The sequence below is a fragment of the Aeromonas sp. 61P genome (assembly GCF_051919545.1).
GTDB classification, from domain to species: Bacteria; Pseudomonadota; Gammaproteobacteria; order Enterobacterales; family Aeromonadaceae; genus Aeromonas; species Aeromonas veronii.
Map to the genome: position 1 here is coordinate 2,892,346 of NZ_JBQBEL010000001.1, position 24,701 is coordinate 2,917,046.

At 60.6% G+C, this 24,701-nt stretch carries 21 protein-coding genes, 7 tRNA genes and 1 pseudogene; 21 read left to right on the top strand and 8 right to left on the bottom strand.

The features are described 5' to 3' along the window. The first annotated feature begins 5 nt into the window (after positions 1 to 5). Entirely contained in the window at positions 6 to 761 is a 756-nt protein-coding gene (locus tag ACTG2O_RS13620) for a tRNA-uridine aminocarboxypropyltransferase (protein WP_374809332.1), read from the top strand. Between the two features lie 199 nt (positions 762 to 960). Then, positions 961 to 1,736, top strand: a pseudogene (locus ACTG2O_RS13625) (TSUP family transporter). A 76-nt stretch (positions 1,737 to 1,812) separates the two neighbouring features. Here ACTG2O_RS13625 and ACTG2O_RS13630 read toward each other — a convergent pair. Then, entirely contained in the window at positions 1,813 to 2,679 is an 867-nt protein-coding gene (locus ACTG2O_RS13630) for a LysR family transcriptional regulator (RefSeq protein WP_439976664.1), read from the bottom strand. Between the two features lie 70 nt (positions 2,680 to 2,749). Then, complete coding sequence (locus tag ACTG2O_RS13635) at positions 2,750 to 3,667, bottom strand: DMT family transporter (RefSeq protein WP_439976048.1); 918 nt, start codon at positions 3,665 to 3,667, stop codon at positions 2,750 to 2,752. A 168-nt stretch (positions 3,668 to 3,835) separates the two neighbouring features. On the opposite strand from ACTG2O_RS13635, the gene ACTG2O_RS13640 reads away from it, so the two are divergent. The 3 genes from ACTG2O_RS13640 (at position 3,836) to ACTG2O_RS13650 (ending at position 7,532) form a co-directional block, all read left to right on the top strand. Next, a complete protein-coding gene (locus ACTG2O_RS13640) occupies positions 3,836 to 4,714 on the top strand; it encodes a helix-turn-helix domain-containing protein (RefSeq protein ID WP_439976050.1) in 879 nt (292 codons plus the stop codon). 262 nt (positions 4,715 to 4,976) lie between these two features. Next, entirely contained in the window at positions 4,977 to 6,614 is a 1,638-nt protein-coding gene (locus ACTG2O_RS13645) for an ATP-dependent endonuclease (protein WP_439976052.1), read from the top strand. 198 nt (positions 6,615 to 6,812) lie between these two features. Further along, complete coding sequence (locus ACTG2O_RS13650; protein ID WP_439976054.1) at positions 6,813 to 7,532, top strand: hypothetical protein; 720 nt, start codon at positions 6,813 to 6,815, stop codon at positions 7,530 to 7,532. Between the two features lie 94 nt (positions 7,533 to 7,626). Here the strand turns inward: ACTG2O_RS13650 and glgX are convergent, their stop codons facing one another. Next, complete coding sequence (gene glgX, locus ACTG2O_RS13655) at positions 7,627 to 9,690, bottom strand: glycogen debranching protein GlgX (protein ID WP_439976055.1); 2,064 nt, start codon at positions 9,688 to 9,690, stop codon at positions 7,627 to 7,629. Positions 9,691 to 9,886: 196 nt separating this feature from the next. Between glgX and ACTG2O_RS13660 the strand changes: the two genes are divergently transcribed. From ACTG2O_RS13660 to ACTG2O_RS13690, 7 genes are all read left to right on the top strand, one after another. Further along, positions 9,887 to 9,963, top strand: a tRNA-Met gene (locus ACTG2O_RS13660). A 94-nt stretch (positions 9,964 to 10,057) separates the two neighbouring features. After that, a tRNA-Met gene (locus ACTG2O_RS13665) sits at positions 10,058 to 10,134 on the top strand. 88 nt (positions 10,135 to 10,222) lie between these two features. After that, positions 10,223 to 10,299, top strand: a tRNA-Met gene (locus tag ACTG2O_RS13670). Positions 10,300 to 10,387: 88 nt separating this feature from the next. Further along, positions 10,388 to 10,464, top strand: a tRNA-Met gene (locus ACTG2O_RS13675). Positions 10,465 to 10,552: 88 nt separating this feature from the next. After that, positions 10,553 to 10,629, top strand: a tRNA-Met gene (locus ACTG2O_RS13680). A gap of 88 nt (positions 10,630 to 10,717) precedes the next feature. Next, positions 10,718 to 10,794 (top strand) — tRNA-Met (locus ACTG2O_RS13685). A gap of 88 nt (positions 10,795 to 10,882) precedes the next feature. Further along, positions 10,883 to 10,959, top strand: a tRNA-Met gene (locus ACTG2O_RS13690). Positions 10,960 to 11,018: 59 nt separating this feature from the next. Here ACTG2O_RS13690 and ACTG2O_RS13695 read toward each other — a convergent pair. After that, a complete protein-coding gene (locus ACTG2O_RS13695; RefSeq protein ID WP_265176600.1) occupies positions 11,019 to 11,147 on the bottom strand; it encodes a hypothetical protein in 129 nt (42 codons plus the stop codon). Here ACTG2O_RS13695 and ACTG2O_RS13700 point away from each other — a divergent pair. Further along, a complete protein-coding gene (locus tag ACTG2O_RS13700) occupies positions 11,131 to 12,630 on the top strand; it encodes a M17 family metallopeptidase (RefSeq protein WP_421298977.1) in 1,500 nt (499 codons plus the stop codon). The two genes, ACTG2O_RS13695 and ACTG2O_RS13700, sit on opposite strands and share 17 nt — an antisense overlap. Positions 12,631 to 12,644: 14 nt before the next feature. Next, positions 12,645 to 13,325 (top strand): pyrimidine 5'-nucleotidase, encoded by a 681-nt coding sequence (gene yjjG / locus ACTG2O_RS13705; protein WP_005333455.1) that lies wholly within the window; start codon positions 12,645 to 12,647, stop codon positions 13,323 to 13,325. A gap of 116 nt (positions 13,326 to 13,441) precedes the next feature. On the opposite strand, the gene ACTG2O_RS13710 is transcribed toward yjjG, so the two are convergent. The 3 genes from ACTG2O_RS13710 to dusC all read right to left on the bottom strand — a co-directional run bounded on the left by ACTG2O_RS13710 (position 13,442) and on the right by dusC (position 15,732). After that, positions 13,442 to 14,161, bottom strand: a complete 720-nt coding sequence (locus tag ACTG2O_RS13710) for a substrate-binding periplasmic protein (RefSeq protein WP_439976057.1) — start codon at positions 14,159 to 14,161, stop codon at positions 13,442 to 13,444. A 160-nt stretch (positions 14,162 to 14,321) separates the two neighbouring features. Then, the gene (locus ACTG2O_RS13715) at positions 14,322 to 14,690 is read right to left on the bottom strand and encodes a TraR/DksA family transcriptional regulator (RefSeq protein ID WP_019445807.1); all 369 of its coding nucleotides are present in this window, start codon (positions 14,688 to 14,690) and stop codon (positions 14,322 to 14,324) included. A gap of 97 nt (positions 14,691 to 14,787) precedes the next feature. Beyond that, positions 14,788 to 15,732, bottom strand: a complete 945-nt coding sequence (dusC, locus tag ACTG2O_RS13720) for a tRNA dihydrouridine(16) synthase DusC (RefSeq protein ID WP_019445808.1) — start codon at positions 15,730 to 15,732, stop codon at positions 14,788 to 14,790. Between the two features lie 123 nt (positions 15,733 to 15,855). On the opposite strand from dusC, the gene ACTG2O_RS13725 reads away from it, so the two are divergent. From ACTG2O_RS13725 to nfo, 5 genes are all read left to right on the top strand, one after another. Then, positions 15,856 to 16,233, top strand: coding sequence for a YbaN family protein (locus ACTG2O_RS13725; RefSeq protein ID WP_019445809.1), 378 nt, complete (start codon positions 15,856 to 15,858; stop codon positions 16,231 to 16,233). 134 nt (positions 16,234 to 16,367) lie between these two features. Beyond that, positions 16,368 to 16,913: an adenine phosphoribosyltransferase gene (gene apt / locus ACTG2O_RS13730; RefSeq protein WP_058056893.1), complete on the top strand. Its 546-nt coding sequence runs from the start codon at positions 16,368 to 16,370 to the stop codon at positions 16,911 to 16,913. Between the two features lie 170 nt (positions 16,914 to 17,083). Beyond that, positions 17,084 to 19,690 (top strand): DNA polymerase III subunit gamma/tau, encoded by a 2,607-nt coding sequence (gene dnaX, locus ACTG2O_RS13735; RefSeq protein ID WP_439976059.1) that lies wholly within the window; start codon positions 17,084 to 17,086, stop codon positions 19,688 to 19,690. 114 nt (positions 19,691 to 19,804) lie between these two features. Next, the gene (locus ACTG2O_RS13740) at positions 19,805 to 20,134 is read left to right on the top strand and encodes a YbaB/EbfC family nucleoid-associated protein (RefSeq protein WP_005333445.1); all 330 of its coding nucleotides are present in this window, start codon (positions 19,805 to 19,807) and stop codon (positions 20,132 to 20,134) included. 317 nt (positions 20,135 to 20,451) lie between these two features. Then, on the top strand, positions 20,452 to 21,294 hold the full coding sequence (gene nfo / locus ACTG2O_RS13745) for a deoxyribonuclease IV (RefSeq protein WP_005333444.1): 843 nt from the start codon (positions 20,452 to 20,454) through the stop codon (positions 21,292 to 21,294). A gap of 95 nt (positions 21,295 to 21,389) precedes the next feature. Here nfo and ACTG2O_RS13750 read toward each other — a convergent pair whose 3' ends face one another. Next, positions 21,390 to 22,295, bottom strand: a complete 906-nt coding sequence (locus tag ACTG2O_RS13750) for a LysR substrate-binding domain-containing protein (protein WP_439976062.1) — start codon at positions 22,293 to 22,295, stop codon at positions 21,390 to 21,392. 102 nt (positions 22,296 to 22,397) lie between these two features. On the opposite strand from ACTG2O_RS13750, the gene ACTG2O_RS13755 reads away from it, so the two are divergent. Together ACTG2O_RS13755 and lpxM are read left to right on the top strand one after the other, a co-directional pair. Then, the gene (locus ACTG2O_RS13755) at positions 22,398 to 23,390 is read left to right on the top strand and encodes a TDT family transporter (protein ID WP_144713413.1); all 993 of its coding nucleotides are present in this window, start codon (positions 22,398 to 22,400) and stop codon (positions 23,388 to 23,390) included. Between the two features lie 258 nt (positions 23,391 to 23,648). Beyond that, positions 23,649 to 24,638 carry a lauroyl-Kdo(2)-lipid IV(A) myristoyltransferase gene (gene lpxM / locus ACTG2O_RS13760; RefSeq protein WP_439976064.1) on the top strand — a complete coding sequence of 330 codons (990 nt, stop codon included), beginning with the start codon at positions 23,649 to 23,651 and terminating at the stop codon, positions 24,636 to 24,638. Positions 24,639 to 24,701 lie beyond the last annotated feature (63 nt).

A 24,701-nucleotide genomic window follows, 5' to 3' on the forward strand; every position in this document is an offset into this window, starting at 1 on the left:
CCTAGATGAAGCCTGTTCCTGATCACGCCGTCAATCGCCTGCGGGCCTGGCGCAAGAGTATCTCTACCCGACCGTTTCTTGCCCGTGGCGGCACCCTGGCCCGCTGTCCGGCCTGTCAGCTGCGCGAGGATTGGTGTGCCTGCGAGTGGCGCCCCGAGCTCAAAGCGGAGGCCGGTTTCTGCCTGCTGATGTATGACAGCGAGCCGATGAAGCCCTCCAACACCGGTCGCCTGATCGCCGATGTGTTGCCGGATACCACCTGGGCGTTTCTCTGGTCACGCACCGAGCCCCATCCCGAGTTGCTGGCCCTGCTGGCCGATCCCGCCTGGCAGCCCTATGTGGTCTTTCCCGCTTGCGAGAAGGAGCCTGCCCGCCTGACCGGCGAGGTGACGCTGGCGCCCGGCAAGAAGCCGCTCTTTATCCTGCTCGACGGCACCTGGCCGGAGGCGCGCAAGATGTTCAACAAGAGCCCCTATCTGGACGGTTTTCCGGTGCTCGCCATCAAACCCGATACGCTCTCCACCTACGGCATGCGGGTCGCCAACTGCGACGAGCACCTCTGCACCGCCGAAGTGGCGGCCTGTGTGCTGGAAGTAGCGGGGGAGCTCAAGGCGGGGCAGGCACTGCAGCACTGGTTCAACTTGTTCAGCAGCCGCTACATGGCTGGGCGGGTCAGCCGTTTCCCCGGTGCCGATGAAGAGCATCTCTGTGAGGCGTTGGCAGCCATCAAGGAAGCGAACGTCGCTTCACCGGCTTGCTAACGGGCACTCTGAGGGTTGGGCCAGGGACGTGGCCGCTCAAATTAATGAAAATCAGGAATCAATTGGCTGCCACTGTTTCGTTAGATTCATGGTCAGGGGCCCGCTAGGATAGCGGGCAGCCTGTGCAGCCCCCCGCACAACGTCGTTTTGGTGTTCTCCGGTTGCTCCTTCGGGCAACCCACTCTCGTGAGGTCTATGGATGGAATTGGAACTGGTTACCCTGTTTGCCCTGTTCGGTGTGGCGCTTGTCGCCGGCTTTATCGATGCCATCGCCGGTGGCGGCGGTCTGCTGACGGTGCCGGCTCTGCTGGCCACCGGCATGCCGCCCGCGCTGGTGCTCGGCACCAACAAACTGCAGAGCAGTTTTGGCTCCTTCTCCGCCACCTGGTGCTATGCTCGCAAGGGGCTGCTGGAGTGGGCCATGATCTGGCCTGCGGTGTTCTGCACCTTTATCGGTGCGGCCATCGGCACGCTGGCGGTACAGACCATAGACGCCGCCATTCTCGAGCGCCTGCTCCCTTTCCTGCTGATGGCGTTTGCCTGCTACTTCTACTTCTCGCCGCGGGTAAGCGATGCCGAGAGCTCCCGCCGTCTGACTCCCATGCTGTTTGCGCTGCTGGTGGGGGGCGGTGTCGGCTTTTATGACGGGTTTTTCGGGCCGGGCACAGGTTCGTTTTTTGCCATCGGTTCGTGGCGCTGGCGGGCTTTGGCATGGCGCGCGCCACCGCCCATACCAAGCTGCTCAACTTCACCTCGAATATCGCCTCCCTGCTGTTCTTTGCGCTCGGTGGCAAGGTGGTGTGGAGTGTCGGTTTTTGCATGGCGCTTGGGCAGTTTATCGGCGCCCGCTTCGGCTCCAAGATGGTGCTGAAAAAAGGAGTTAAGCTGATCAAGCCGCTGCTGGTGACCGTCTCCCTGCTGATGTCTGCCAAGCTAGTCTGGAGCCAGTATCCCGAGCTGTTTGCCTGGATCTGAGCCGCGGCGAGTGTGTGACAATTTGATGTTTACGGGGCCCTTGGGCCCCGTTGTCACATCTGGCGGGTTTACACGGCTAGCGCGGCGTGTCGCTGCGGTGGCGAAAGTGTTGGTGCAAGGCGCTCACCAGCCTGGCAATGCGCTCGCGCTTGAGGCTGTTTGGCCGGTAGACCAGATGGAGGGGGCGGCCCAGCTCGGGCAGAGGGCGTGCCATCTCCCCCTGTTCTCCCACCAGCCCCAGTAGGCCAGCGGGGAGTAGGACAGGGCCAATGCCCGCCTTGGCGAGTTCGATGAGCGCCAGATAGGAGTCGAGCTCCATGGCGGGTTCCAGCCCCAAATTAGCCAGCGGTTCGCGCAGGTAGCGATTGGAGGGGTTCTCCAGATCCATGGTGAGGATCTTGCGCCTACTTTCTGTGTTGGCTGGTGGCAGGCTCTGCTGCGCCTCGCCAACCAGATAGAAGGGCTCCTCAAGCAGCAGATCTGTGCCGAGGCCATGGCCGGGAGGGAGCCGACCGGCGCAGATGCCGAGCAGGGCATCGCCGCTTCGCACCCGTGCCAGAATGACCGGCGTGTGGTGGGTGGAGAGGGCAAGATGGGGATCGCGCTCCAGATAGTCGCGCATAAAGTGGGCGAGATAACCCGCCAGCAGGGTTTCAGAGCAGGCGATGGGGAGGGGGCTCTGATCCGCCAGATCCTGACTATCGGCCAGCACCCCCTTCATTTCGGCCAGACTCGGGGCAACTCGTTCCAGCAGCTCCTTGGCCTGCGGGGTGAGGCGGATCTGGCGCCCCTCCGGCTCGATCAACTTCTTGCCAAGGCGTTGCTCCAGCTGGGCAATCCGCTTGCTCACCGCCGACTGGCTGATATAGAGGCGACTGGCCACCTTGGCCATGGTTCCTTCACTTGCCAGCAGGCTCAGCGTCTCCAGCCCTTCCAGTAACATCTCGTCCCCCTTGTTTATCGCCATCAGGATCGTCACAGATTGATCAGCGCTACCTTAGGGGCTGACTGGCTTAGGAGCAAGGGTCGTTTGCTGCCTTGGCCGGTCGAATGCGCCACTCGCTCAAGGGCGGCGCGAAGATCACCAGATTGCCGATGAGGCTGATCACCACTCCGGCCACCGAGACCGGCTGCCAGACAAAACCTTCATAGAAGGTGGAGAGGGTAAGCGCCACCAACGGAAAGAGCACTGTGGCGTAGGAGGCCTTACTGGCACCGATGCGCCCCACCAGGGTCAGGTAGGCGGTAAAAGCGATCACCGAGCCAAAAAGGGCGAGGTAGACCATGGCCGCCAGATAGTGGCCATCGGTGGGCACCACCAGTTGCTGGCCGAGCAATGTGACCCAGCCCAGCAACAGCACCACGCCGTAAACCATGCCCCAGGGCACCAGTTGCAGTACGTGGTAGCCGTGGCGCTGGCCCCGTGCCGAGACCAGATTGCCCAGCGAAAAGCAGAGGGTGCCGCCGCAGGCGAGCAGCAGTCCCTTCCAGCCGTTTGCACCCAATTGCGCATCTGCCAGCACCGGCCAGAACAGTAACAGGGAGCCAAAGAGTCCCAGCAAGGAGCCTTGCAACCAGCGCAGGGTGGGGCGCTTGCGCTCGAACAGCCAGAGGTTGAGGCCGTTGAAGATGCTGGCACTGGCAAAGATCACCGCCGACATGCCGCTCGGGATATAGCGGGTGGCGTGGTAGAAGCAGAGAAAGTTGGTGGAAAAGAGCAGGGCACCGAGCAGTGAGGCGTAACGCTGGCCGTGCCAGGGGAGGCGTGGAAAGCGGCCGCTGGCGGTGAGCAGAGCAAACAGCGCAACCGCTGCCAGCAGGAAGCGATAGAGCACCGAGACCTCGATGGGGATGGGGCCAAGTTGCCAGGCGATGGCAATCCAGGTGCTGCCCCAGATAAGCACGGTGGCAAGATAGAGCATCAGGTTCATCACTGTTCCGGTGAGTCAGGGAGAGATGACCCACTATGGGGCGAGCCCTGATGGCTGGATTGCACCATCTTGCGGTTTTTCATCGCCCTGCGCTGTCATCTGCGGGCGCGGTCGGTAAGATGGATGGCAGCGGCATAACATGTACACCGGAACAGGCGGCAGGGGCGAATGAAAACAGCAGGGGTATTTGATGCACTGGTCAGCACCGGCGCCCGGCTGGAGGACGCCTGCTGGCTCGAACCCGGGCTTGGCGTCGCCAGTTGGCGCAACTGCTATGACCAGACCCGCTATCACAAGCCGGGCCACCATACCCTGAGCGTCTATCTGCAAGGAGGAGAGCAGACCGAGCGGCTCGATGGGCCGGGTGGCCACGGCGGCACCGGCAAGGTGTGCATCATGCCGGATCACCACAGATCCGAGTGGCTTGTGCGCGAAGAGTTTCGCTTCTTTCATCTCTACTTCACCCCGGCTCACCTCACCCGTATCGCCGAGGAGGTGTGTGACAAGGAGGGGCGCCACCTGCAACTGGTGGACAAGACCTTTATCGACGATCCGCAGGCGGCTTCGCTGGTGCAGCGCCAGTTGATGCAACTGCAGTGGCAGCACGGGGTCGATCGGCTGGCGCTTTCCCACGGCGCCTGGATGTTGATCCTCCACGCCTATCGCCACCACACCGAGGAGGCTCCCGGTCTGCCGCCTCTGCGCGGCGGGCTGGCGCCCGTGGTGATCAAGCGGGTGCAGGAGTATCTGCAGGCCCATCTGGCTGATTCGGTCACGCTGGCAGAGCTGGCGCAGCAGGCGGGGCTGAGCGAGTACCACTTCGCCCGCATGTTCGGCCAGAGTCTCGGCTGCCCGCCCCATCGTTATCTGCTTGGGCTGCGGCTCAAACGGGCCAAGCAGCTGTTGACTGGCCCCGAGCCGCTGGCCAGCATCGCCAGTCAGTGTGGCTTCTCTTCGCAGGCCCATTTCGGTAATCGTTTTCGCGAGGCGTTTGGTTTGACGCCGGGGCAGTGGCGGGCGCAATTGTCATCTTCCCGTCACAGATAAGCCTGAGACTTTGGGCAAAAGAGGTGTACTCTCTACCACTTATCCATTGAAAGGAATGCCCATTGAATTATCGCAAACGTCAAATCCGTACCCGTCACCTTTGGTTCAGCCACTGGAATGCCCCGCAAGATCGCACCGCTGTCGTCACCCCTCCCGAACCTGCAGTGCCTCACAGTTCACGTTGAAAAAGCCCGGCTGCCGATAGGATTTTCCAGTTAACTTTGCCACTATTGCTCAATCTGAGTGACGTGGACATTGCAGGATGTTTCTGGAACGTATTGAAGTAAAAGGTTTTCGCGGTATAAATCGTCTTTCGCTCGGGTTGGATCACACCACAGTGCTGATTGGCGAGAATACCTGGGGCAAGTCGAGCCTGTTGCGCGCGCTCTGGTGTCTGCTGGGGCAAAATGCCGAGCCCTATCAGTTCACCGCCGATGATTTTCACCAACCGGAAGATCCCGAGCTGGCCCCTTCGCGTCATCTGCAACTGGTGCTCACCTTCAGTGAGCACAGGCCACAAATGTGCCAGCATTCTCGCCGTCTGGCTCGTCTTGGCGCCTCCTGGGTGCTGCACAAGGACAAGTTTCATCGCATCCACTATCGTGCCAGTGCCGAGCTGCAAGCTGATGGCTCTGTGCTCACCATTCACGACTTTCTCGACGGGGTGGGCAAGAGCCTGCCTATTGCCAATACTAACGAACTGGTTAGCCTGCTGATCACCATGAACCCGGTGTTCCGGCTGCGGGACGCTCGTACCGCTCGCAACGGGGTGGAGACATTGCAGTGGGGTGATCTCTCCGAGCATCGCCTGAGCGAGCTGGCGGACAAGCTGATCGACGAACCCCAGCGGATCGGCGAGCCGGAGCTCAAAGAGGCGTTGCAGGCGGTGCGCCAGCTGATGGATCACTATTTCAACGCCCTGGCCCCCATCAAGAACAAGCCGCGCAGTCAGCGCGACATCATCAATCGCCCCATGACATTGCGCAATCCGGGCAACCTGCATACCCTGCTGCGCCGCGCCGATAACCGCGCCCTGCAGCTGGCGATGGCGGGGATGGCGGCCACCCTGCTGCAAGCGCGTGGCAACCGCGAGCTGGAGGAGGGGGCCCGCCCCATCATGATCCTGGAGGACCCGGAGAGCCGGCTGCATCCGACCATGCTGGCGCTGGCGTGGGGGCTGCTGGAACAACTGCCGGGCCAGAAGCTGCTCACCACCAACTCGGGGGACTTGCTCTCCTCCCTGCCGCTCAATCAGGTACGGCGGCTGGTGCGCCGTCAGCAGGATATCCTCTGTCACCAGCTGGGGGGCGAGCGCTACAGTAGCGACGATCTGCGCAAGATCGCCTTCCACGTGCGGATCAACCGCCCCATGTCGCTGTTTGCCCGTTGCTGGCTGCTGGTGGAGGGGGAGACCGAGATCTGGCTGCTCTCCGAGCTGGCGCAGATCTGCGGTTACAGTCTGCGGGCCGAAGGGGTGCGGATCATCGAGTTTGCCCAGTGCGGCCAGTCGCCGCTCATCAAGGTGGCGCGGGATTTTGGCATCGAGTGGCACCTGCTGACCGATGGCGACGAGGCGGGGCTCAAGTATGCCACCTCGGCCCGGGGCCAGCTCAAGGGCGAGCGGGAGCGGGACCGACTGACCCAGCTCCCTGCCGCAGACATCGAGCACTATCTCTATCACAACGGTTTTGAAGCTGTGTTTCGCCGCGAGGCCGGGGTGGGCGGGCGCGCCATGTGGAGCGCCAGTCACATCATCAACAAGGCGATCCATCACCGCAGCAAGCCGGGAATGGCGCTGGCGGTGGTGGAAGAGGCGGAGCGGCTCGGCGCCGAGCATATTCCGCCGGTGATCCGCCAGATGTTTGCCCGGGTGGTGGCGCTGGCCCGTGGTCAGGGCTAAAGCCAGCGCTGCATCCCGTCACTATGGATATGGCTGCCAGCAGGGCGCCCCTCAAGGTGGGCTCTGTTGGCGGCAAATTGCCCCGGATTGTTTGCCCACGATTGTTTGTCGCGATTGGGGATAGCCGCCGGTTTGGGTATACTCGCCCCTCTCTGGCGCCCCGGTGGCGCACCTCGAATCTTTACTGCTGGAGGCGTCGTGTTCGTCCAACTCCCTTTTTGGCTCTTTCCTCTCACCGGATTGATGGCGCTTGGCGCCCTGATCTCCCTCGGCATCGTGCTGTGGCGCGGTGATATCTGCCCTGGCCAGCGCTCGCGCATCAGTCAGCAGCTCTTCTCCATCTGGGTTATTACCGCGCTATCTCTGATGCTGGCGGTCGAGGCCAAGGCGGCCAGCTGGCTCATCTGGAGTGGTGGGGCCGCACTGGTGCTCGGGGTTGGCTTGTCACTGGCCCAGTCACGGCTGGAGGGCAAGCGTTCAGTCCCCTCGACCCTGCTCTGGCTACCGGCGTTGCCGCTCGCTCTCTATGGCATCGGGCTGCTGCAACTGCAGGGCTGGGTGAGCGGTCTGCTGCAGATGGCGATGCTGGGGGCGGCCTTTGCCCACCTGATGCTGCTGCGGGCCCGTCATCGCCTCAAGGCATTCAACACCCTGTTGCCGCTGGCCGGTCTGGTGGGTGCGATGGCCAGCCTTGTCTGGCTGGCAGTGCTGGTGGGCTGGCAAGGGGGTGAGGCCAATCTCGATGCCCTGATCCCGGCGGTGGTGACCCAGGCAGCGCTGCTGGTGGCCTCTCTGCTGCTCTGGTTCAGCCCGCTTTACTTGCAGCGTGATACCGCGCCAGTGGTGGTCTCTACCTCCCTGTGTGGCCTGCTGATCGCCCAGATCGCCGCTACCAGCGTGTTGCACCAGCTGATCTGACACTGGTGCTGAAAAGAGAAAGCCCCGAGCCAACACTCGGGGCTTTTGCATATCTGACTTGCAGGTATCGCTGCTATCAATTCACAGCAATCGATCAATAGAAATCGTCTGCCCCGCAGATAAAGAGGCAACTGCTGCGCGGCTGGGCGAGATACTCCCGAGTCAGTCCCTCCAGCGGCATGCCGAAGGTGCAGATATCCTGCGGCGAGGGGAGGGCGGTATCGAGGATCCGTCGCCAGTAGCCGCCGACCCCCTTTGGCGGGCTCGGCAGGTTGAAGGTGAGGGGCTCCCAGTAGGCGTTGAACAGCACATAGAGCGCCAGCTTGGTTTCGCTCGACAGCGCCGACATGGCGATGGCGTGGGAGTGGGGGCTGAAATCCGGTTGTCCGGCGTTGACCCCGTGCCAGCAGATCTCGCTGTGGCGCAGGATCTCGGTGAGCGATAGCGGCATGCTCTCCTGCTCCGGACGCTGAAACAGGTGTTTGCGGTACTGGATCAGCTCTTTCATAAAGCGGAACATCTCCTGACTACGGGCATTAGGCAGCCAGTTCATCCAGCAGGTGGCATTGTCCTGACAGTAGCCGTTGTTGTTGCCCCGCTGGGTGCGCAGCAGCTCATCTCCCATCAGCAGCATGGGGGAGCCCACCGAGAGCAGGGTCGCCACCATCATGTTTTTGGCCTGGCGCATCCGCAGGGCGTTGATCTGGGGATCTTCCGTCACCCCTTCGTGGCCGTGGTTCCAGCTGAAGTTATGATCGCAGCCGTCACGGTTCTCCTCCCCGTTGGCCTCGTTGTGCTTGCTGTTGTAACTGGCCCAGTCCCACAGGGTAAAACCGTCGTGGCAGGTAACGAAGTTGATGCTTTTCTCGGGATCGGCGTGGTGATAGTGGTAGATGTCGGGACTGCCGCAGAGCCGCTCGACAAAGGCGGTGACGCTGTTGTCATCCCCGCGCAGGAAGCGGCGCACATCATCCCGGAACTGGCCGTTCCACTCACGCCAGCGGGCGCCGGCCAGTGACCCCACCTGATAGAGTCCCCCCGCGTCCCAGGCTTCGGCAATCAGCTTGATGTCGGCGATGTTGGGGTCGGTATCTATGGTGCGTAGAGTGGGGGCATTGGCCTGCGGCTGACCCGATTCATCCCGCGACAGAATGGCGGCCAGATCAAACCGAAAGCCATCGACGTGCATCTCCTGACGCCAGAAGTGGAGGCTGTCCATGATCATCCGCAGCACCACCGGATGGGCGCCGTTGAAGGTGTTGCCGCAGCCCGAATAGTTGGTGTCCTTCTGGTTGTTGTCGAGGATGTAGTAGGCCTCGTTGTCGATGCCGCGAAACGAGAAGGTGGGGCCATCATCACCCCCTTCGGCAGTGTGGTTGTAAACCACGTCCAGGATCACCTCGATATTGGCCTTGTTCAGCGCCTTGACCATGTCGCGAAATTCGGTCAGCGGATCATCGCCGCAGGCGTATTGGGCGTGGGGGGCGAAAAAGGACATGGGGCTGTAACCCCAGTAGTTGGAGAGTCCTTTGGGCGCATCCTGAGGATCGAACTGGAACACCGGCAGCAGCTCGACGGCGGTGACACCGAGAGACTGCAGATAGGGGATCTTCTCAATCAGCCCGAGATAGGTGCCACGCAGCGCCGGATCGACCCCGGAGCTCGGGGACTTGGTAAAGCCCCCCAGATGCAGTTCGTAGATCACCGAGCGGGAGAGGGAGTGAGCGGGCAGTTTGTCTCCTTCCCAGTCGTAGTGGCGAGTATCGACCACCTTGTTCTTGGCGCAACAAGCCAGATTGCTGCCTGGACGGGCCGCCGCCCATCGATCGTAATTGGCGCCAAGCTCGATGCTGCGGCCGTAAGGGTCGAGCAACACTTTCTCGGCATCGAAACGGGTGCCGCCATATGGGCGCCATGGGCCCTGAATGCGATAGGCGTAACGCTGCCCGACCGAGATCCCCTCCACATGGATATGCCAGTAGTAGGCGGTGCGGTTTAGGCGCGGGGAGAGGGGGATCACCTCGGGGGTCGCATCGTCTGCGCTTGCGAAGAGCAGCAGTTCGACCCGGCTGGCGAGGCGTGCCCAGATCGCGAAGTTGACGCCGTTACTGTCGGGTGTGGCCCCCAGCTGACGGCAGTGACCGGCGGAGATGCGCATATTCTACCTACCCAAAATGAGGAGTGTTCACCTTATTGAGTGTAGTGCCGGATGCCTGGCAAGGACTCGATTGCCTGAAAAAACAGCATGATGCTGCTAATGACCGCACTATTTGTCCGATTAATCTACGAATAAACTTTTTTTGAGATATTTACTTGCAATCTGTGCGCTGGCGCCTATTATTGGCGACCTCAAACGCGGGGTGGAGCAGCCCGGTAGCTCGTCGGGCTCATAACCCGAAGGTCGTCAGTTCAAATCTGGCCCCCGCAACCATCTGAGATCCTGACTAGTCAAACCGGTGTAACCGGTTGGTGGAAAAGGAGAAATCGAACTGGCTACTGCTCGGCCATTTCGAGAAAAATTCGGACGCGGGGTGGAGCAGCTCGGTAGCTCGTCGGGCTCATAACCCGAAGGTCGTCGGTTCAAATCCGGCCCCCGCAACCAACTTTTTCGTCAGCCTGCGATTGTGTAAACAGTCGAAAGCAGACAAACGCCAACAAGCTACTGCTCGGCTTGGGGGTGACAATTCGGACGCGGGGTGGAGCAGCTCGGTAGCTCGTCGGGCTCATAACCCGAAGGTCGTCGGTTCAAATCCGGCCCCCGCAACCAACTTTTTCGTCAGCCTGCGATTGTGTAAACAGTCGAAAGCAGACAAACGCCACCAAGCTACTGCTCGGCTTGGAGGTGACAATTCGGACGCGGGGTGGAGCAGCTCGGTAGCTCGTCGGGCTCATAACCCGAAGGTCGTCGGTTCAAATCCGGCCCCCGCAACCAACTTTTTCGTCAGCCTGCGATTGTGTAAACAGTCGAAAGCAGACAAACGCCAACAAGCTACTGCTCGGCTTGGGGGTGACAATTCGGACGCGGGGTGGAGCAGCTCGGTAGCTCGTCGGGCTCATAACCCGAAGGTCGTCGGTTCAAATCCGGCCCCCGCAACCAACTTTTTCGTCAGCCTGCGATTGTGTAAACAGTCGAAAGCAGACAAACGCCACCAAGCTACTGCTCGGCTTGGAGGTGACAATTCGGACGCGGGGTGGAGCAGCTCGGTAGCTCGTCGGGCTCATAACCCGAAGGTCGTCGGTTCAAATCCGGCCCCCGCAACCAACTCTTTCGTCAGCTTGCGATTGTATAAACAGTCGAAGGCAGACAAACGCCAACAAGCTACTGCTCGGCTTGGGGGTGACAATTCGGACGCGGGGTGGAGCAGCTCGGTAGCTCGTCGGGCTCATAACCCGAAGGTCGTCGGTTCAAATCCGGCCCCCGCAACCAACTTTCTGAAAGTTCCCTTCCTGTATTGCCAACCATTGAACAATCCTTCTTGATGCTCGTCACCATCTGGTGATTGCTGCTATTTCTGACGCTTTTTCAAGACCAAAACTGGTCGTATCAACCATTTGTTGGGTATCATCAGGTATCTCTTCATGGATGAGGCACGCGCCTGTGATCACTCCCTTCACCTATCTTCCTCCTGCTATTGAAAGCCGGGATGCCACGGTGGCCGAAGCCCTTGCCCAAGGGCTGCCGTTGCAACTGCTGCTGATCGCCGAAGAGCAGAAGGAGTCCTTGCTTTCGCTGCCCGCCCTTGCGGGTCTCCAGACCCAGCTTGCGCTGGGGAAAAAAGCGCCCTTTACCCTGATGCATGGCAATACCCTGTTGCAGGTGATGTTTGTGGCCGGCAGTGTGACGCGGGATCACCGCCTCTATAAACAGATCAGAAGCTGGATTGCTCCTCTTTCTGGGCTCAATGTGGAGCGGCTCGGGCTGCATCTGGAAGGTTTTTCTCCCTCCGAGCGAGTGATGCTGGCCGAAGTGATGTTGTCGGCCCTGCTTGCCGCCAATATTTCGTTGCCCACCAGCAAGCGCCGCAGTGAAAGCAGCTGGAGCTATCAGCAGATCAAGGTTTCACCCGCAGTGGTGCTGGACTTGGCGCGCCTCTACAGCGAAGCGGGGGGCAACGGGCTGGCTCGCCATCTGGCGGTGTTGCCTGCCTCCGAGTTGACGGCCGCCAGCTATCGCGAGTTTGTCAGCAAGCTGGCGCAAGATGAGGGGTGGCAGTGCCATCACTATGATCAGGCGCAGCTGGCCGAGCTGGGGGCGGGGGCGTTTCTGGCCGTTGCTCGTGGTTCGGAAGACAATCAGGGGGCCATGGTCAAGCTCAGCTACTATCCACCCAAGCCGGTGCGCCGCATTGCGTTGGTGGGCAAGGGGATCTGCCACGACTCTGGCGGTTACAACCTCAAGGTCTCCGGCAGCATGTATGGCATGCATCTGGACATGGGGGGCAGCGCGGTGGCGCTGGGGGCCCTCTACGCTATCAGCCGAGCTCAGCTACCCTACGAGGTACACTGCTGGTTGGCCATTGCCGAGAACCATATCGGCCCTCACGCCTATCGCCCCGGTGAGGTGGTGACTGCCATCAATGGCACCTCCATCGAGGTGGTCGATACCGATGCCGAAGGGCGAATGGTACTGGCCGACACCCTGGCGATGGCGGTGCAGGATACCCCGGATCTGCTGCTTGATTACGCAACCCTGACCGGGGCCTGCAAACGGGCGCTGGGTAGCCGCTACAGCGGCGTCTTTACCAATCGCAGTGAATGGATGGCATCATTGGTCAATCTGGGTCAGCGCAGCGGTGAGCGGATCTGGCCCTTCCCTCTTGATGACGATTACGACGACAACATCGAAAGCGAGTGGGCCGATCTGTTGCAGTGTGCACCGGGCAGTTCGCCGGATCACATTGATGCGGCCCGTTTCCTCGCCCACTTCGTGCCCGAGCAGACCCCCTGGCTGCACTTCGACCTGAGCGGTTTTCGCAATAAGGGGGGCAATGGGGTAGTCTCCAGCGAAGTGACCGGCTTTGGCGTGCGCCTCACGCTGGATCTGCTGGCCAGCCCGCTTGGCAGAGTTGGTCGCCAAGCCTCTGAACAATCTGAATGATAACAAGGATTTCTGTGAAACAACCAAGCTATGACTGGGTGCTGTTCGATTTGGATGAAACCCTGCTCGATTTTCCGGTCGCCTCTGCGCTGACGCACACTCTGCAGATCTATGGCGTACAGGCTGATGACGCCAGCATGGCGCAGTACCACGCCCTCAACCACGGGCTCTGGCAGCAGTACAACGACGGCGAGATCGATGCAACGGCGTTGCAGCAGACCCGCTTCTCCCTCTTTGCCCAGCAGGTTGCCGCCGATCCCATGGCGATGAACAACACCTTTCTGGAGCAAATCATAGCCCTTAGCATGCCTCTCGAAGGGGTGGTCGAGACCCTGCAGCAGCTGCGCAGCAAGGTGCGGATGGGGATCATCACCAATGGTTTCAGCGTGCCTCAGCGGGGGCGGCTTGGCAAACTGGGCTGGAGCGAGTGGTTCGAGCCGCTGGTGATCTCCGATGAGATCCGGGTGACCAAGCCGGCGCCAGCCATTTTCCAGCACACCCTCTCCCTGATGGGGCAGCCGGATCCGGCCCGGGTGCTGATGGTGGGGGATAATCCGAAAACCGATATTGCCGGGGCGGCGGCGCAAGGGCTGGCAACCTGCTGGTACAACCCGGCGCGGCAAGCGGGCGAGTGCGATGCCACACACGAAATCCACCACTTCGCCCACCTTGCCGACATTGTGCTGGGACGCTGATAGCCAGGTTTAACCATCACGTTATCGGTGACCAAAACGTCCTGGCAAGTTGCAACCAGGGCTGTTTGAGACAGGATTGGGTTTGCTTGAGACAGTAAGGGGAGCTGATGCTCCCCTTACTTATGAGTGTTTTCCTGTGAATGCAGGGATCTGAACTGGTAGCGATCGAGGATCTGCTGATAGTCGGGACTCTGTTTCAATTGATCGATAGCCTGATTGATCCGCTGCAGTTGCGCTTCTGTGGTGCTCTCTTTGCTCAGCATCAGGTGAACCGGTGTCTGTTCGATATGCAGCAGAATATACAGCTTGTCCTGCACGCCATCCTTACCCTGCCACTCCTGCAGTCCGTGGGGGTCCAGAATAAACCCCTGGATCCGACCCCCTTGCAACATCTTCAGCAACTGATCCAGCCGCAGGCGCATCTGCAAACGGGGCTGCCGCTCGGGCCTTGCCATCAACTGGCGGAAGGTATTGCCGTAATCAAAGCCCTTGAGCACCCCGATATGGAAGTCAGGGGTGTTGATCAACTGCTCCAGGGTGGTGATCCCGCGCCAGCGTTCGGCATCTTGCCGACGGATGACGATGGCCGTCTCCTCTTCCCGATAGGGGTGGCTGAAGCGGGCATATTGCTGCCGCTCGGCGGTGATATTGGCTGACATGGCCAGTTGAACCGTGCCGAATTTCAGCTCGTGCAACACGCGAGCCCAGGGCATTTCACTGAATTTGGCCTGATAACCGGCCCGCAGGAAGATGGCGTTGAGCAGCTCCACATCCAGTCCGCGGAGCTGTTGCTGTTCATTGCGATAACTGAAGGGCTGCCAGTCGACCCAGCCCACGACCAATGACTCTTGTGCCGTAGCCTGGCAACACAAACACCATAACAACAAGAGTCTGTACACAACGCATACCCTCGAACAGGCTGATACGGTGAGTATTGGACAGGAACGACGGAGTAACCAGTGCTGAGGGTTGAGCGGATGCACAGATGTGCATCCCTCACAGTTCGTGGGCGTGGAATCCCTTGCGATAGCGGGCTTCGCAGCGCGGGCAGCGTTGCAGGGTCGGATCCTGTTCCAGCTGTTCGATGGAAAGCGGCTCTTCACAATCGGAGCAGAGGCCATAGAGGCCGAGATCCATCTGGCAGAGTGCCGCATCGATCCGCTTGAGGCGGGCCACGCTCTGCTCAACCTTCGGCAGATCCAGCCGGCTGGTCAGTTCCACCAGTTGATCCTGCTCGCAGTGACCGACCTGTTCGGCCCACTCGTCACGGCGGCAGGCTTTGAGCTGACCGATCAGCGTTTCTCGTACTTGGGCCCAGTCTGACAGCAGGCGATTACGCCAGACAGTCAACTGTGCTTGCGTCATTTCACACACATTATCCCCCACAGGACAGACGACAGATTCGGGGCAGTATAGGGATCCGATAACTCTATCAAGATGATATGCGTCAAGTTAAACGTGGTTAGCCGTGGCTTTTGGCTGCTTGCAGCAGGGCATCGCGGATGGGAGCCGTCTCTTTGAGCACCCGGATCTCCTGAAACAGCTGGTCCGCTTCGGGATATTCCCGCTTGAGATAGCTGAACCACTGTTTGATGCGGCTGGGGTAGTAGTCGGCTTTTTCGCTGGCCAGATCCTGCTCGGTATAGCTCACCATCAACTGCAGCACCTCGGCCCAGCTCATGTGCGGGCAGCCGGTTTTCATCACGTTGGCCAGATTGGGCAGGGAGATGGCGCCGCGCCCGACCATCAGGGCATCGCAACCCGAGAGCCTGGCGCAGGCGAGGGCATCTTTGTGATCCCAAATCTCGCCGTTGGCGGTGACGGGGATGGGCAGGGCGCGGCGAATGGCGTCCACATACTCCCAGTGAGCGGGGGCCTTGTACCCTTCGCGTTTGGTGCGGGCATGAACGGCCAGCTCGTTGGCGCCCCCCTGGAAGACCGCCTGGGCGTTCTCCAGATAGAGATCCTTGTCATCGTAACCGAGGCGAATTTTGGCGCTCACCGGCAGATGGGCGGGCACCGCCTCGCGCACCGCCTTGACGATGCGATAGATGGTCTCGGGCTCTTTGAGCAGCACCGCACCGCCCTTGCTCTTGTTGACCGTAGGGGCAGGACAGCCGAAGTTGAGATCGACTCCGGGGGAGCCCAGCTCGATGGCGCGCAGGGCGTTCTCGGCCAGCCACTCGGGGTGTTGCCCCAGCAGTTGTACCCGCACCGGGGTGCCTGCGCGGGTTTTGCCATCTTGCAGCAGTTCAGGGCAGAGGCGGTAGAACACCTTGGCGGGTAGCAGCTGATCGACGACCCGGATAAACTCGCTCACGCAGAGATCGTAATCGTTGACGGAGGTGAGTACCTCCCGCATCAGGTGATCCAGTACCCCCTGCATGGGGGCCAAAATAACGCGCATAACGGCTTTCCGACGAGAGTGGCAAGAAAAAAGAGCGCAGATTGTAGTGGGGTTGCGGCCCGCTGTCAGCACCCGCTCAAACTCTGTTAGGCTAGAGGGAGATAAATCACGCAAGGAGAAGGAATGAAGCGTTGGTGTCTGATGGCGCTCGGGTGGCTGGCATTTGCCACCGGTATTGTGGGCATTGTGCTGCCCCTGTTGCCGACTACCCCCTTCATGTTGCTGGCTGCCGCCCTGTTTGCCCGCTCGTCGCCCCGTTTTCATCGCTGGCTGTTGACCCATCCCTGGTTCGGTCCGCCCATCGTCGATTGGCAGCAGTATCGCGGCATTCGTCGTCAGGCCAGACGGCGCGCCATTATCTTCATTTTGCTCACCTTTTCGGTGTCGCTGGCGGTGGTGCCACTGCTGTGGGTCAAGGGGCTGCTGGTTGTCATAATGGTGATCCTGCTCACTTGGTTAATGCGTCTGCCAGTGCTGGAGCCAGTTGCAATGGCGAAGTGAAGTCCCTAAGCTATTGCAGCAATAATGCTATGGAGTCGGCCTGTCATTTTTGCGTGACAGGCTTTTTTATTTCCCGCAGAAGGGAATTGAGAAAAAATGGCCACCCCTGGGTCAAAAAAATAAGCGGTCAACACATGAATCCGGAAACCCTGAAATTTATCGAAGCAAGCATCAAGACCATTCCCGACTATCCGAAGCCGGGTATTCTGTTTCGTGACATTACCAGCCTGATCGAAAACGCCGAGGCCTTCAAGGCCACCATCGATCTGCTGGCCAATCATTATCGTGATCAAGGGATCACCAAGATTGTTGGCACCGAAGCCCGCGGCTTCATCTTTGGCGCGCCGGTTGCCTATGCCATGGGGCTGGGCTTCGTGCCGGTCCGCAAGCCGGGCAAGCTGCCGCGCGAAGTGATCGAGGAGTCCTATGCTCTCGAGTACGGCACCGACACCCTGCAACTGCACACCGATGCCATCGTGCCCGGTGACAAGGTGCTGGTCGTGGACGATCTGCTGGCGACCGGTGGTACCGTCGATGCGACCGTCAAGCTGATCCGCCGTGCTGGTGGTACTGTTGCCGATGCGGCCTTCATCATCTCCCTGCCGTCTCTGGGTGGCGATGCCCGCCTGACTGCCGCTGGCATCAAGGTGGTCTCACTGGTCGAGCTGGCCGGCGAGTAATGCCTCTTCGGCCCGATCCTCTGCATCGGGCCTGCAGAACCGGTGCCCTTGCGGGCATCGGTTTGAAAATCAAGCGATCCCTCCCGCTCTGACCGATAGCCGATACAGCCAGCCCGCCATTTGTGTTAGCATCCGGCCTCAATGCCCTGTCTTCCCTGCATGATGGATTTATGAGCTATCAGGTTCTGGCGCGTAAATGGCGCCCCCATACGTTTGAACAAGTGGTAGGCCAGCAACATGTGCTGACCGCCTTGACCAACGCCCTGGATCAGGGACGGCTGCATCACGCCTATCTGCTGAGCGGTACCCGCGGGGTCGGCAAAACCACCATCGCCCGTATTCTGGCCAAGAGCCTTAACTGCGAGCAGGGGATCAGCAGCCACCCGTGCGGTGTCTGCGATACCTGCCGCGAGATCGATCAGGGCAACTTTGTCGACCTGCTGGAGATTGACGCGGCGTCGCGAACCAAGGTGGAAGATACCCGCGAGCTGCTCGACAACGTGCAGTACCGCCCGGCCCGTGGCCGCTTCAAGGTCTATCTCATCGATGAAGTGCACATGTTGTCGCGCCACAGCTTCAACGCGCTGCTGAAAACCCTGGAAGAGCCGCCCCCCTATGTGAAGTTTCTGCTGGCCACCACGGATCCGCAGAAGCTGCCCATTACCATCCTCTCGCGCTGTCTGCAGTTTCATCTGAAGAGTCTGGATCAGACCCAGATTGCCAAGCAGCTCGAATGGGTGCTGGATCAGGAGGGGCAGCCCTTTGAACCGCGTGCGCTGCTGGCCCTGGCCAAAGCCGCTGACGGCAGTATGCGCGATGCCCTGAGCCTGACCGATCAGGCGTTGGCCCACGGTAATGGCAGCGTGCGCCTCGACAGCGTGCTGGCGATGCTGGGCACGCTCGATCACCGCCATCTGCACCAGCTGCTGGAAGCCATTTTGCGGCAAGATGCCCCCGCGGCCATGGCCAAGATCACCGAGATCGCCACCCTGGGCCCCGATTTTGATCAGCTCCACGCCGAGCTGGAAGGCTTGCTCCATCGCATTGCCATGGCGCAGCTGCTGCCTGCCAGTGTGCAGGAGCAGGGGGCGGATGCCGATTCCCTGCTGCAACTGGCCAAGGCGATGAGCCCGGAAGAGGTGCAGCTCTGCTACCAGATCGTGCTGGGTGGCCGTAAAGATCTGCCCTGGGCCCCCGATGGCCGCACTGCGCTGGAGATGACCTGCCTGCGGATGCTCGCATTCTCCCCAAGGCGCGATGCCCTGCATCCGGCCAGCCTCACTGCGTTGCCCCCGTCAATGACGAGCAGTGCGGCGAGCAGCGCCACTCCGGTAGCCTCCTTGCCGGGAAAGCGCCCGGCCGCTGAATCGGCCGTAGTGGCACCGATCAGCGGCGCCGTGCCCGCACCGCTAGCCAGCCCTGTTGCCAGCACGCCTGTTGCTACCAGTGCAGTGCCCGCGGTTGATGTCTCCCTGCCTGCGATGACGGATGACATCGGCAACCCCGCCGATAGCGAGGAGGAGGCGCAAGCCGCCGAGCTGTTCAGCCAGCAGGATGAGCTGCTGCGCGAAGCCGCAGGCATGGGGTATCAACCCGACCCCGCCCTCTCTGCTGCGCAGCCCGATGTGCCAGCGCACTCAGCCGCACAGCCCGTTGATGCTGATGATCGAGCGCCTTCCGCAGCCGATATGGACTATTCCCGTGGCGAGTCGCTGACTGCCAGCATCGAGCCCGCGCTCGAACCGACAACCACGCCGGTTAGCGCACCTGAAGCTGTTTCAGCGGTATCGAGCATGCAGAGCCTGCTTGGCAAGCGAAACATGCTGCGCAGCCGCCAGCGTGGTCAGGATGCCCCGGCGGCGCCCGCGCCGCGCGCGGTGCCGGTTGCGCCAGCTCGTCCTGTCGCGGCCGCTGCTGCACCGGCCGTCACCCAACAACCTGCTCCGGTCAGCCAATCGGCCGGGCAGGGGATGCCGGCGATGGGTCACTATGATGATCTGCCGCCAGTGGATCTCTATGGCGACGGTTACGAGCCGCAGGGTGACAACGGCGATTACGAAGAGTACCTCAATCAGGGATTTGCCGAGCAGACTCAGGTGATGAGCCACGCCCCTGTCACGGCACCGGCCCAGCCAACCGATCTGCCACCTTGGGATCTCGACGGGCAGCCGAGCTATCGACCCGGTGAACGCAGTGCTGCGGCGCCTGCGGTGACGTCAGCCCCTGCGACCCAGCCGCCCGTTGCAAGCACGGCAGTGGCTGCTGCCCTTGTGACGCAGGATGAACCCCCTCAGCCAGTGATGGAGACCATCGACTGGGATGAGCTCGAAAGCGACAGCGAGCCGCAAGAGGGGGAGGCGACTCGCCTTATCCCCTCCTCGCTACTCAATGGTTGCGGCGATGCTTGGGCCGAGTTGATCGCCCACACTCAGGTGGGTGGTCGGCTGCGCCAGCTGGCCATCAACTCGGTGATGACGCGGGAAGGGGACAAGGTACTGCTAACCCTCAAGCCCGAGCAGCGCCATCTGGTGAGCGACAAGGCGCGCGCCGATCTGGCCGAGATCATCGGGCCAGCGCTGGGTCAACCGGTGCAGGTCGAGGTGACGCTCGGTGTGGTGCCTGACCAGGAGACCCCCCTCGAGATCGAGCACCGCCTCTATCTCGGGGTGCGCGAGCAGGTGACCCGGGATCTGGAGCAGGATCCCAACGTGCAGTTTTTAGTTCAGCGGTTTGGTGCCGTGCTTCATCACGAGAGCATCGAGCCCCTCAACCGCTAAATTCCGTGGCCGGGAGCTTGCTTCCGGTTGAAAAGCAGTTTGGCTGTCCCCATCTAGGACAGACAAGCCCACAGCCCGGCGCTGGATGCCGGATTTCAAGACGAGAGACGACATATGTTTGGTAAAGGTGGAATGGGGAACCTGATGAAACAGGCCCAACAGATGCAAGAGCGTATGCAGAAGGCGCAGGAGCAGCTGGCTCAGATGGAAGTGACCGGTGAAGCCGGTGCTGGCATGGTCAAGGTCACCATGACCGGTAGCCACAGCGTCCGTCGCATCGAGATCGACCCCTCCCTGATGGAAGATGACAAGGAGCTGCTGGAAGATCTGGTTGCCGCCGCTTGCAACGATGCCGTGCGTCGTGTGGAAGAGCAGAACAAGGCCAAGATGGGCGAGCTGACCGGTGGCATGCAACTGCCGCCAGGCTTCAAGATGCCCTTCTAAAGCGACTCTCCCCGCGCATTCTTGCTCCCTTGTCGCTGGCCATTCGGGTCACGGCAAGGGGGACGGCCGAGAGACCCAAAGACGCAGCGTTATTGCTCAGACGATACGCTGCGTTTTTTTATGGGCGCCATGCTGGCGTGGATGGGCTCTAACTATCCCTTCTGCGGAGCGGTTGCCACAGCGCAGGCTGATTACGCCATGAAACGCAGCGCCTTGTATAGGCGGCACTATTTGTCGATACCCGCTATCGGATATCCCGGTTTGGCGTGGCCGGGCGGGATCGGCATAATGGCGGCTTGCCGTATCGAGGAGATTGTATGAAATATATCGGAGCCCACGTCAGTGCGGCCGGCGGGGTGGAGAATACCATCGCCCGCGCCCAGGCCATCGGGGCCAACGCGTTTGCCCTCTTTACCAAGAATCAACGTCAGTGGCAGGCTGCCCCCTTGTCGGATGCCACCATCCGTGCCTTCAAGGCGGCCTGTGACAAGGCCGGTTTTCTGCCGGAGCAGATCCTGCCCCACGACAGTTACCTCATCAATCTGGGCCACCCGGATCCCGATGGTCTGGCCAAATCCCGCGATGCGTTTCTCGACGAGATGAAGCGCTGTGAGCAGCTGGGGCTTTGCTATCTGAACTTCCATCCCGGTAGCCACCTCAAGCAGATCCCAGAGGCGGCCAGCCTCAAGTTGGTGAGCGAGTCCATCAACTGGGCGTTGGAGCGCAGTGAAGGGGTGACGGCGGTGATCGAGAATACCGCCGGGCAGGGGACCAACCTCGGCTGGTCGTTCGAGCACCTCGCCACCATCATCGAGGGGGTGGAGGACAAGAGCCGGGTCGGGATCTGTTTCGATACCTGCCACGCCTTTGCCGCCGGCTACGATCTGCGCACCGCCGAGAGCTGTGCTGCCGTCTTTGCCGAGTTCGACCGCACGGTGGGTTTTCACTATCTCAAGGGGATGCATATCAACGGCGCCAAGTGTACCTTCGGTAGCCGGGTCGATCGCCATCACAGCTTGCGGGAGGGTAATCTGGGGGAGGCTGTTTTCCACCACATCATGAATGATGATCGCTTCGATCGCATTCCGCTGATCCTCGAGACCATAGACGAGTCTATTTGGGGCGAGGAGATCAGCTGGTTGCGCAGTCTGGCGAAGTGATACTCAGAAGCGAATCAAAGAGAGGGAGCCGTGGCTCCCTCTCTGCTTTTTCCGTCATTGGTGGGCGGGCCTGCCAGCGGTGCTCCGAGCGGGCGTTACCCTGCGCCGCTCACCTCGGCATCCTTCACCTGAGCCCGGCAGAAGTGGATAAAGTGGCGCAGGGAGGTGGAGTGGTACTTCTGCTTGTGCCAGATAAGGGAGAGCTGGCGCGGGAAGCGACGGGAGAGCGGCAGGGCGATCAGCCGCCCATCTGCCAGGCGATCCGAGGCTGCCAGCCGGGAGATAAAGGAGATGCCAAGCCCCTTCTCCACCGCCAGCATCACCGCCTCCAGGGTGTTGAGTTCAAGCCCTGGTTGCCAGCGGGGCAGCTCGGGCTGGATCTGCTGGATAAACTGCTCGCGGCTGCCCGATTGCGCTTCACGCAATACCCAGGTCTCGCCCCCAAGTCGGGAGAGGGAGAGCTCCTTCTTGTTGGCAAGCGGGTGACCGGGTGGGGCCACCACCAGCATCTCGTCCTGCAGCCAGGGTTCGGCGAGCAGGTCGGGGTGGTGGTTCTCCCCCTCGATCAGTGCCATATCCAGCTCGAAATTGGCCAGCGCATGGCAGAGCAGGTGAGTGTTGTTGATGGTCACCTTGGGGGGGAGTCCCAGCTCCTGTTTGCTGCTGGCGAGCAGGGTGGGGAGCAGGTAGTTGCCGATGGTCTGGCTGGCACCAAGGCGAAGCTGGCCGCTCGGCTCGGCATCGGGGCTGAACAGGTTCTCGATATCCTGCATCCGGGTCAGCAGCTCTTCGGCGGCCGGTTGCAGCAGGCGCCCCTCGTTGTTGAGCTGCAATCTGGGGTGAATGCGGTCAAACAGCGGGGTAGAGAGCTGGCGCTCCAGCTCCTGCAGCGACTGGGAGACGGCCCCCTTGCTCAGGCAGAGCTCGTTGGCGGCAAGGCCAAGGTTTCCATAACGGGCAATGGTGGCGAACACTTTCAGCTGCTGCAGGGTCAGTTTCATCGTGTTTGGTTTTCCTGAATGATTGATTTAATTCATTTAGATATCGTAAACGATAAGGGGGCATTATCCTATCGCCATAGTCATCAATAGAAAGGTGTCATCATGATCGCAAGAACCCGTAAATCACTGGCTGCCGCCCCAACCCCCATGGCGGGTCTGGCGCTGGGCATCGCCAGCCTTGGTTGGTGTTGGGAAAATGCCGGTCACTTCGATGGCCGGATGCAACTGCTGGGCGCTGCCATTGCGGCCGTGCTGCTGGTGATCCTGACCTTCAAGTTTCTGCTTCACCCCCGCCTGCTGTTGCAGGATCTCGCTCACCCCGTGGTGGGCAGTGTGGTACCGACCTATGCCATGGGCACCATGGTGGTCTCCAAAGCGTTGGGTATGATTGCGCCGCAAGCGGGCGAGGCCCTCTGGCTGTTTGCCGTGGCGGTTCATCTGCTGTTCCTGGCCACCTTTATCTGGCATCGTGCCAAAGAGTTTGAAATCCACCACATGGTGCCGAGCTGGTTCGTGCCGCCGGTAGGCATCATCGTGGCGGACGTCGCCTTCCCGGGTGGTCAGTTTGCCCCGCTGGCCAACGGTCTGCTCTGGTTCGGGATCATCTGCTATGGCCTGATGCTGCCGCTGATGCTCTATCGCCTGATCTTCAGCCATGAAGTGCCGGATGCCGCCAAACCGACCATCGCCATTCTGGCGGCTCCTGCCAGCCTCTCTCTGGCCGGTTACCTGACCGTCAGCCAGGAGCCGTCACTGCTGCTGGTGGCCGTGCTGTTGGGGATCGCCATCCTGATGACCGGCATCATCTATCTGGCCTTCATCAAACTACTGCGTCTGCCCTTCTCGCCGGGTTATGCCGCCTTCACCTTCCCGCTGGTGATCGGTGCCACCGCCCTGTTCAAAGTGGCTCATCTGGTTGAAGGGTTTGCGCAAGGCAGTCACTACGTCGAGCAGATCAGACTGCTGGCCCACTTCGAGCTGGGGGTGGCTACCGTCATCGTCGGGTATGTGGCACTGCGTTACCTGATGTTTTTTCTGCCGCTGCGTAATACCGAAATGAATAACGGCATGGCCCGCCAGGGTGCTCACCGTTAAATCTTGAAGAAGATGTGACATCGGGAAATGGATAAGCAGTGCGCTCCGAGAGCGACGGGATAAACGACCAGTCATACGATGGATGGACAAAGAGCCTCCACCCTGGTTGTGTAACGAGCAAAATGCCCCGCAGTGCGGGGCATTTTTTTATGGTTTTTTGATGTGGCGCCCGTGGCGGGCTATTTGCCATGGATTTAACTGGTATTACCTGTCAGGACGACTACAATGCAGCACCACTTTTTCGCTCGACCCCAATACATGTCGTCCCAAGATCCCGTATTTGACTCCTCTTTTGAAGCCCGTTTTCTGCATCCCCGCTACTGGTTCAGCTGGCTGGCGCTCGGCGTGCTGATGTTGCTCGCCTTTGTGCCGGTGCGATTGCGCGACCGTTTGGCCGAAGCCTTGGCACCGCTGGTGTTTCGTATCTCGAAAAAACAGATTTATATCGCCAGAACCAATCTGGAGATCTGCTTCCCGGACAAGAGCCCGGAAGAGCGGGATGCCATTGTACTGACCTCGATCCGGGTCGGCCTCAAGAGTCTGTTGGGATTTGGCGAGTTCACCATGCGCAGCCAGCGTTATCTGATGAGCCGGATGCAGGTGATCGGTTGGGAGCATATCGAGGCGGAGCGGGCGGCCGGCCGTCCGGTGATCCTGGTGGTGCCCCATACCTGGCCGGTGGATGCCGCCGGTTACTGCTTCACCCAGCGCGGGGTGCCCATGTGCACCATGATGAAACGGGCGCGCAATCCGGTGTTTGACTGGCACCTCAACCGTGCACGAGCCAAGAACGGTTGCCGCGTCTATGAGCGCAGCGCCGGGATCAAGGCGGTGATCAGGACCATCAAGAGCGGTCGCAGCTTCTTCTATCTGCCGGATCAGGATCATGGCCGCGAGAAGAGCATCTTCGCCCCCTTCTTTGGCTATCCCAAAGCGACCCTGCCTGCCTTGCCCCGTCTGGTGCAGGTCAGTGGCGCCAAGGCGGTGCCGCTGCTCGCCTGCTATGACGAAGCGAACCACTGCTACCGGCTGGAGATTGAGGCACCGTTCGACAACTATCCCACCGAGGATGTGATGGCCGATACCTGTCGCATGAACGACATGGTGCAACAGCAGCTGATGCGCCATCCGGGCCAGTACATGTGGTTCCTCAAGATCTTCGATACCCGTGAAGATCAGGAGGGGCTGGATGGCCTCTACGAAGAGGGGATACGCCGGATCCGCAAGGGATTGTCGCCCCACGGCTGACCCCGAATTTAGATTGATTGATATGGCCCCAGGTGGGCCATTTTTTATGATAACTAGTCTGAT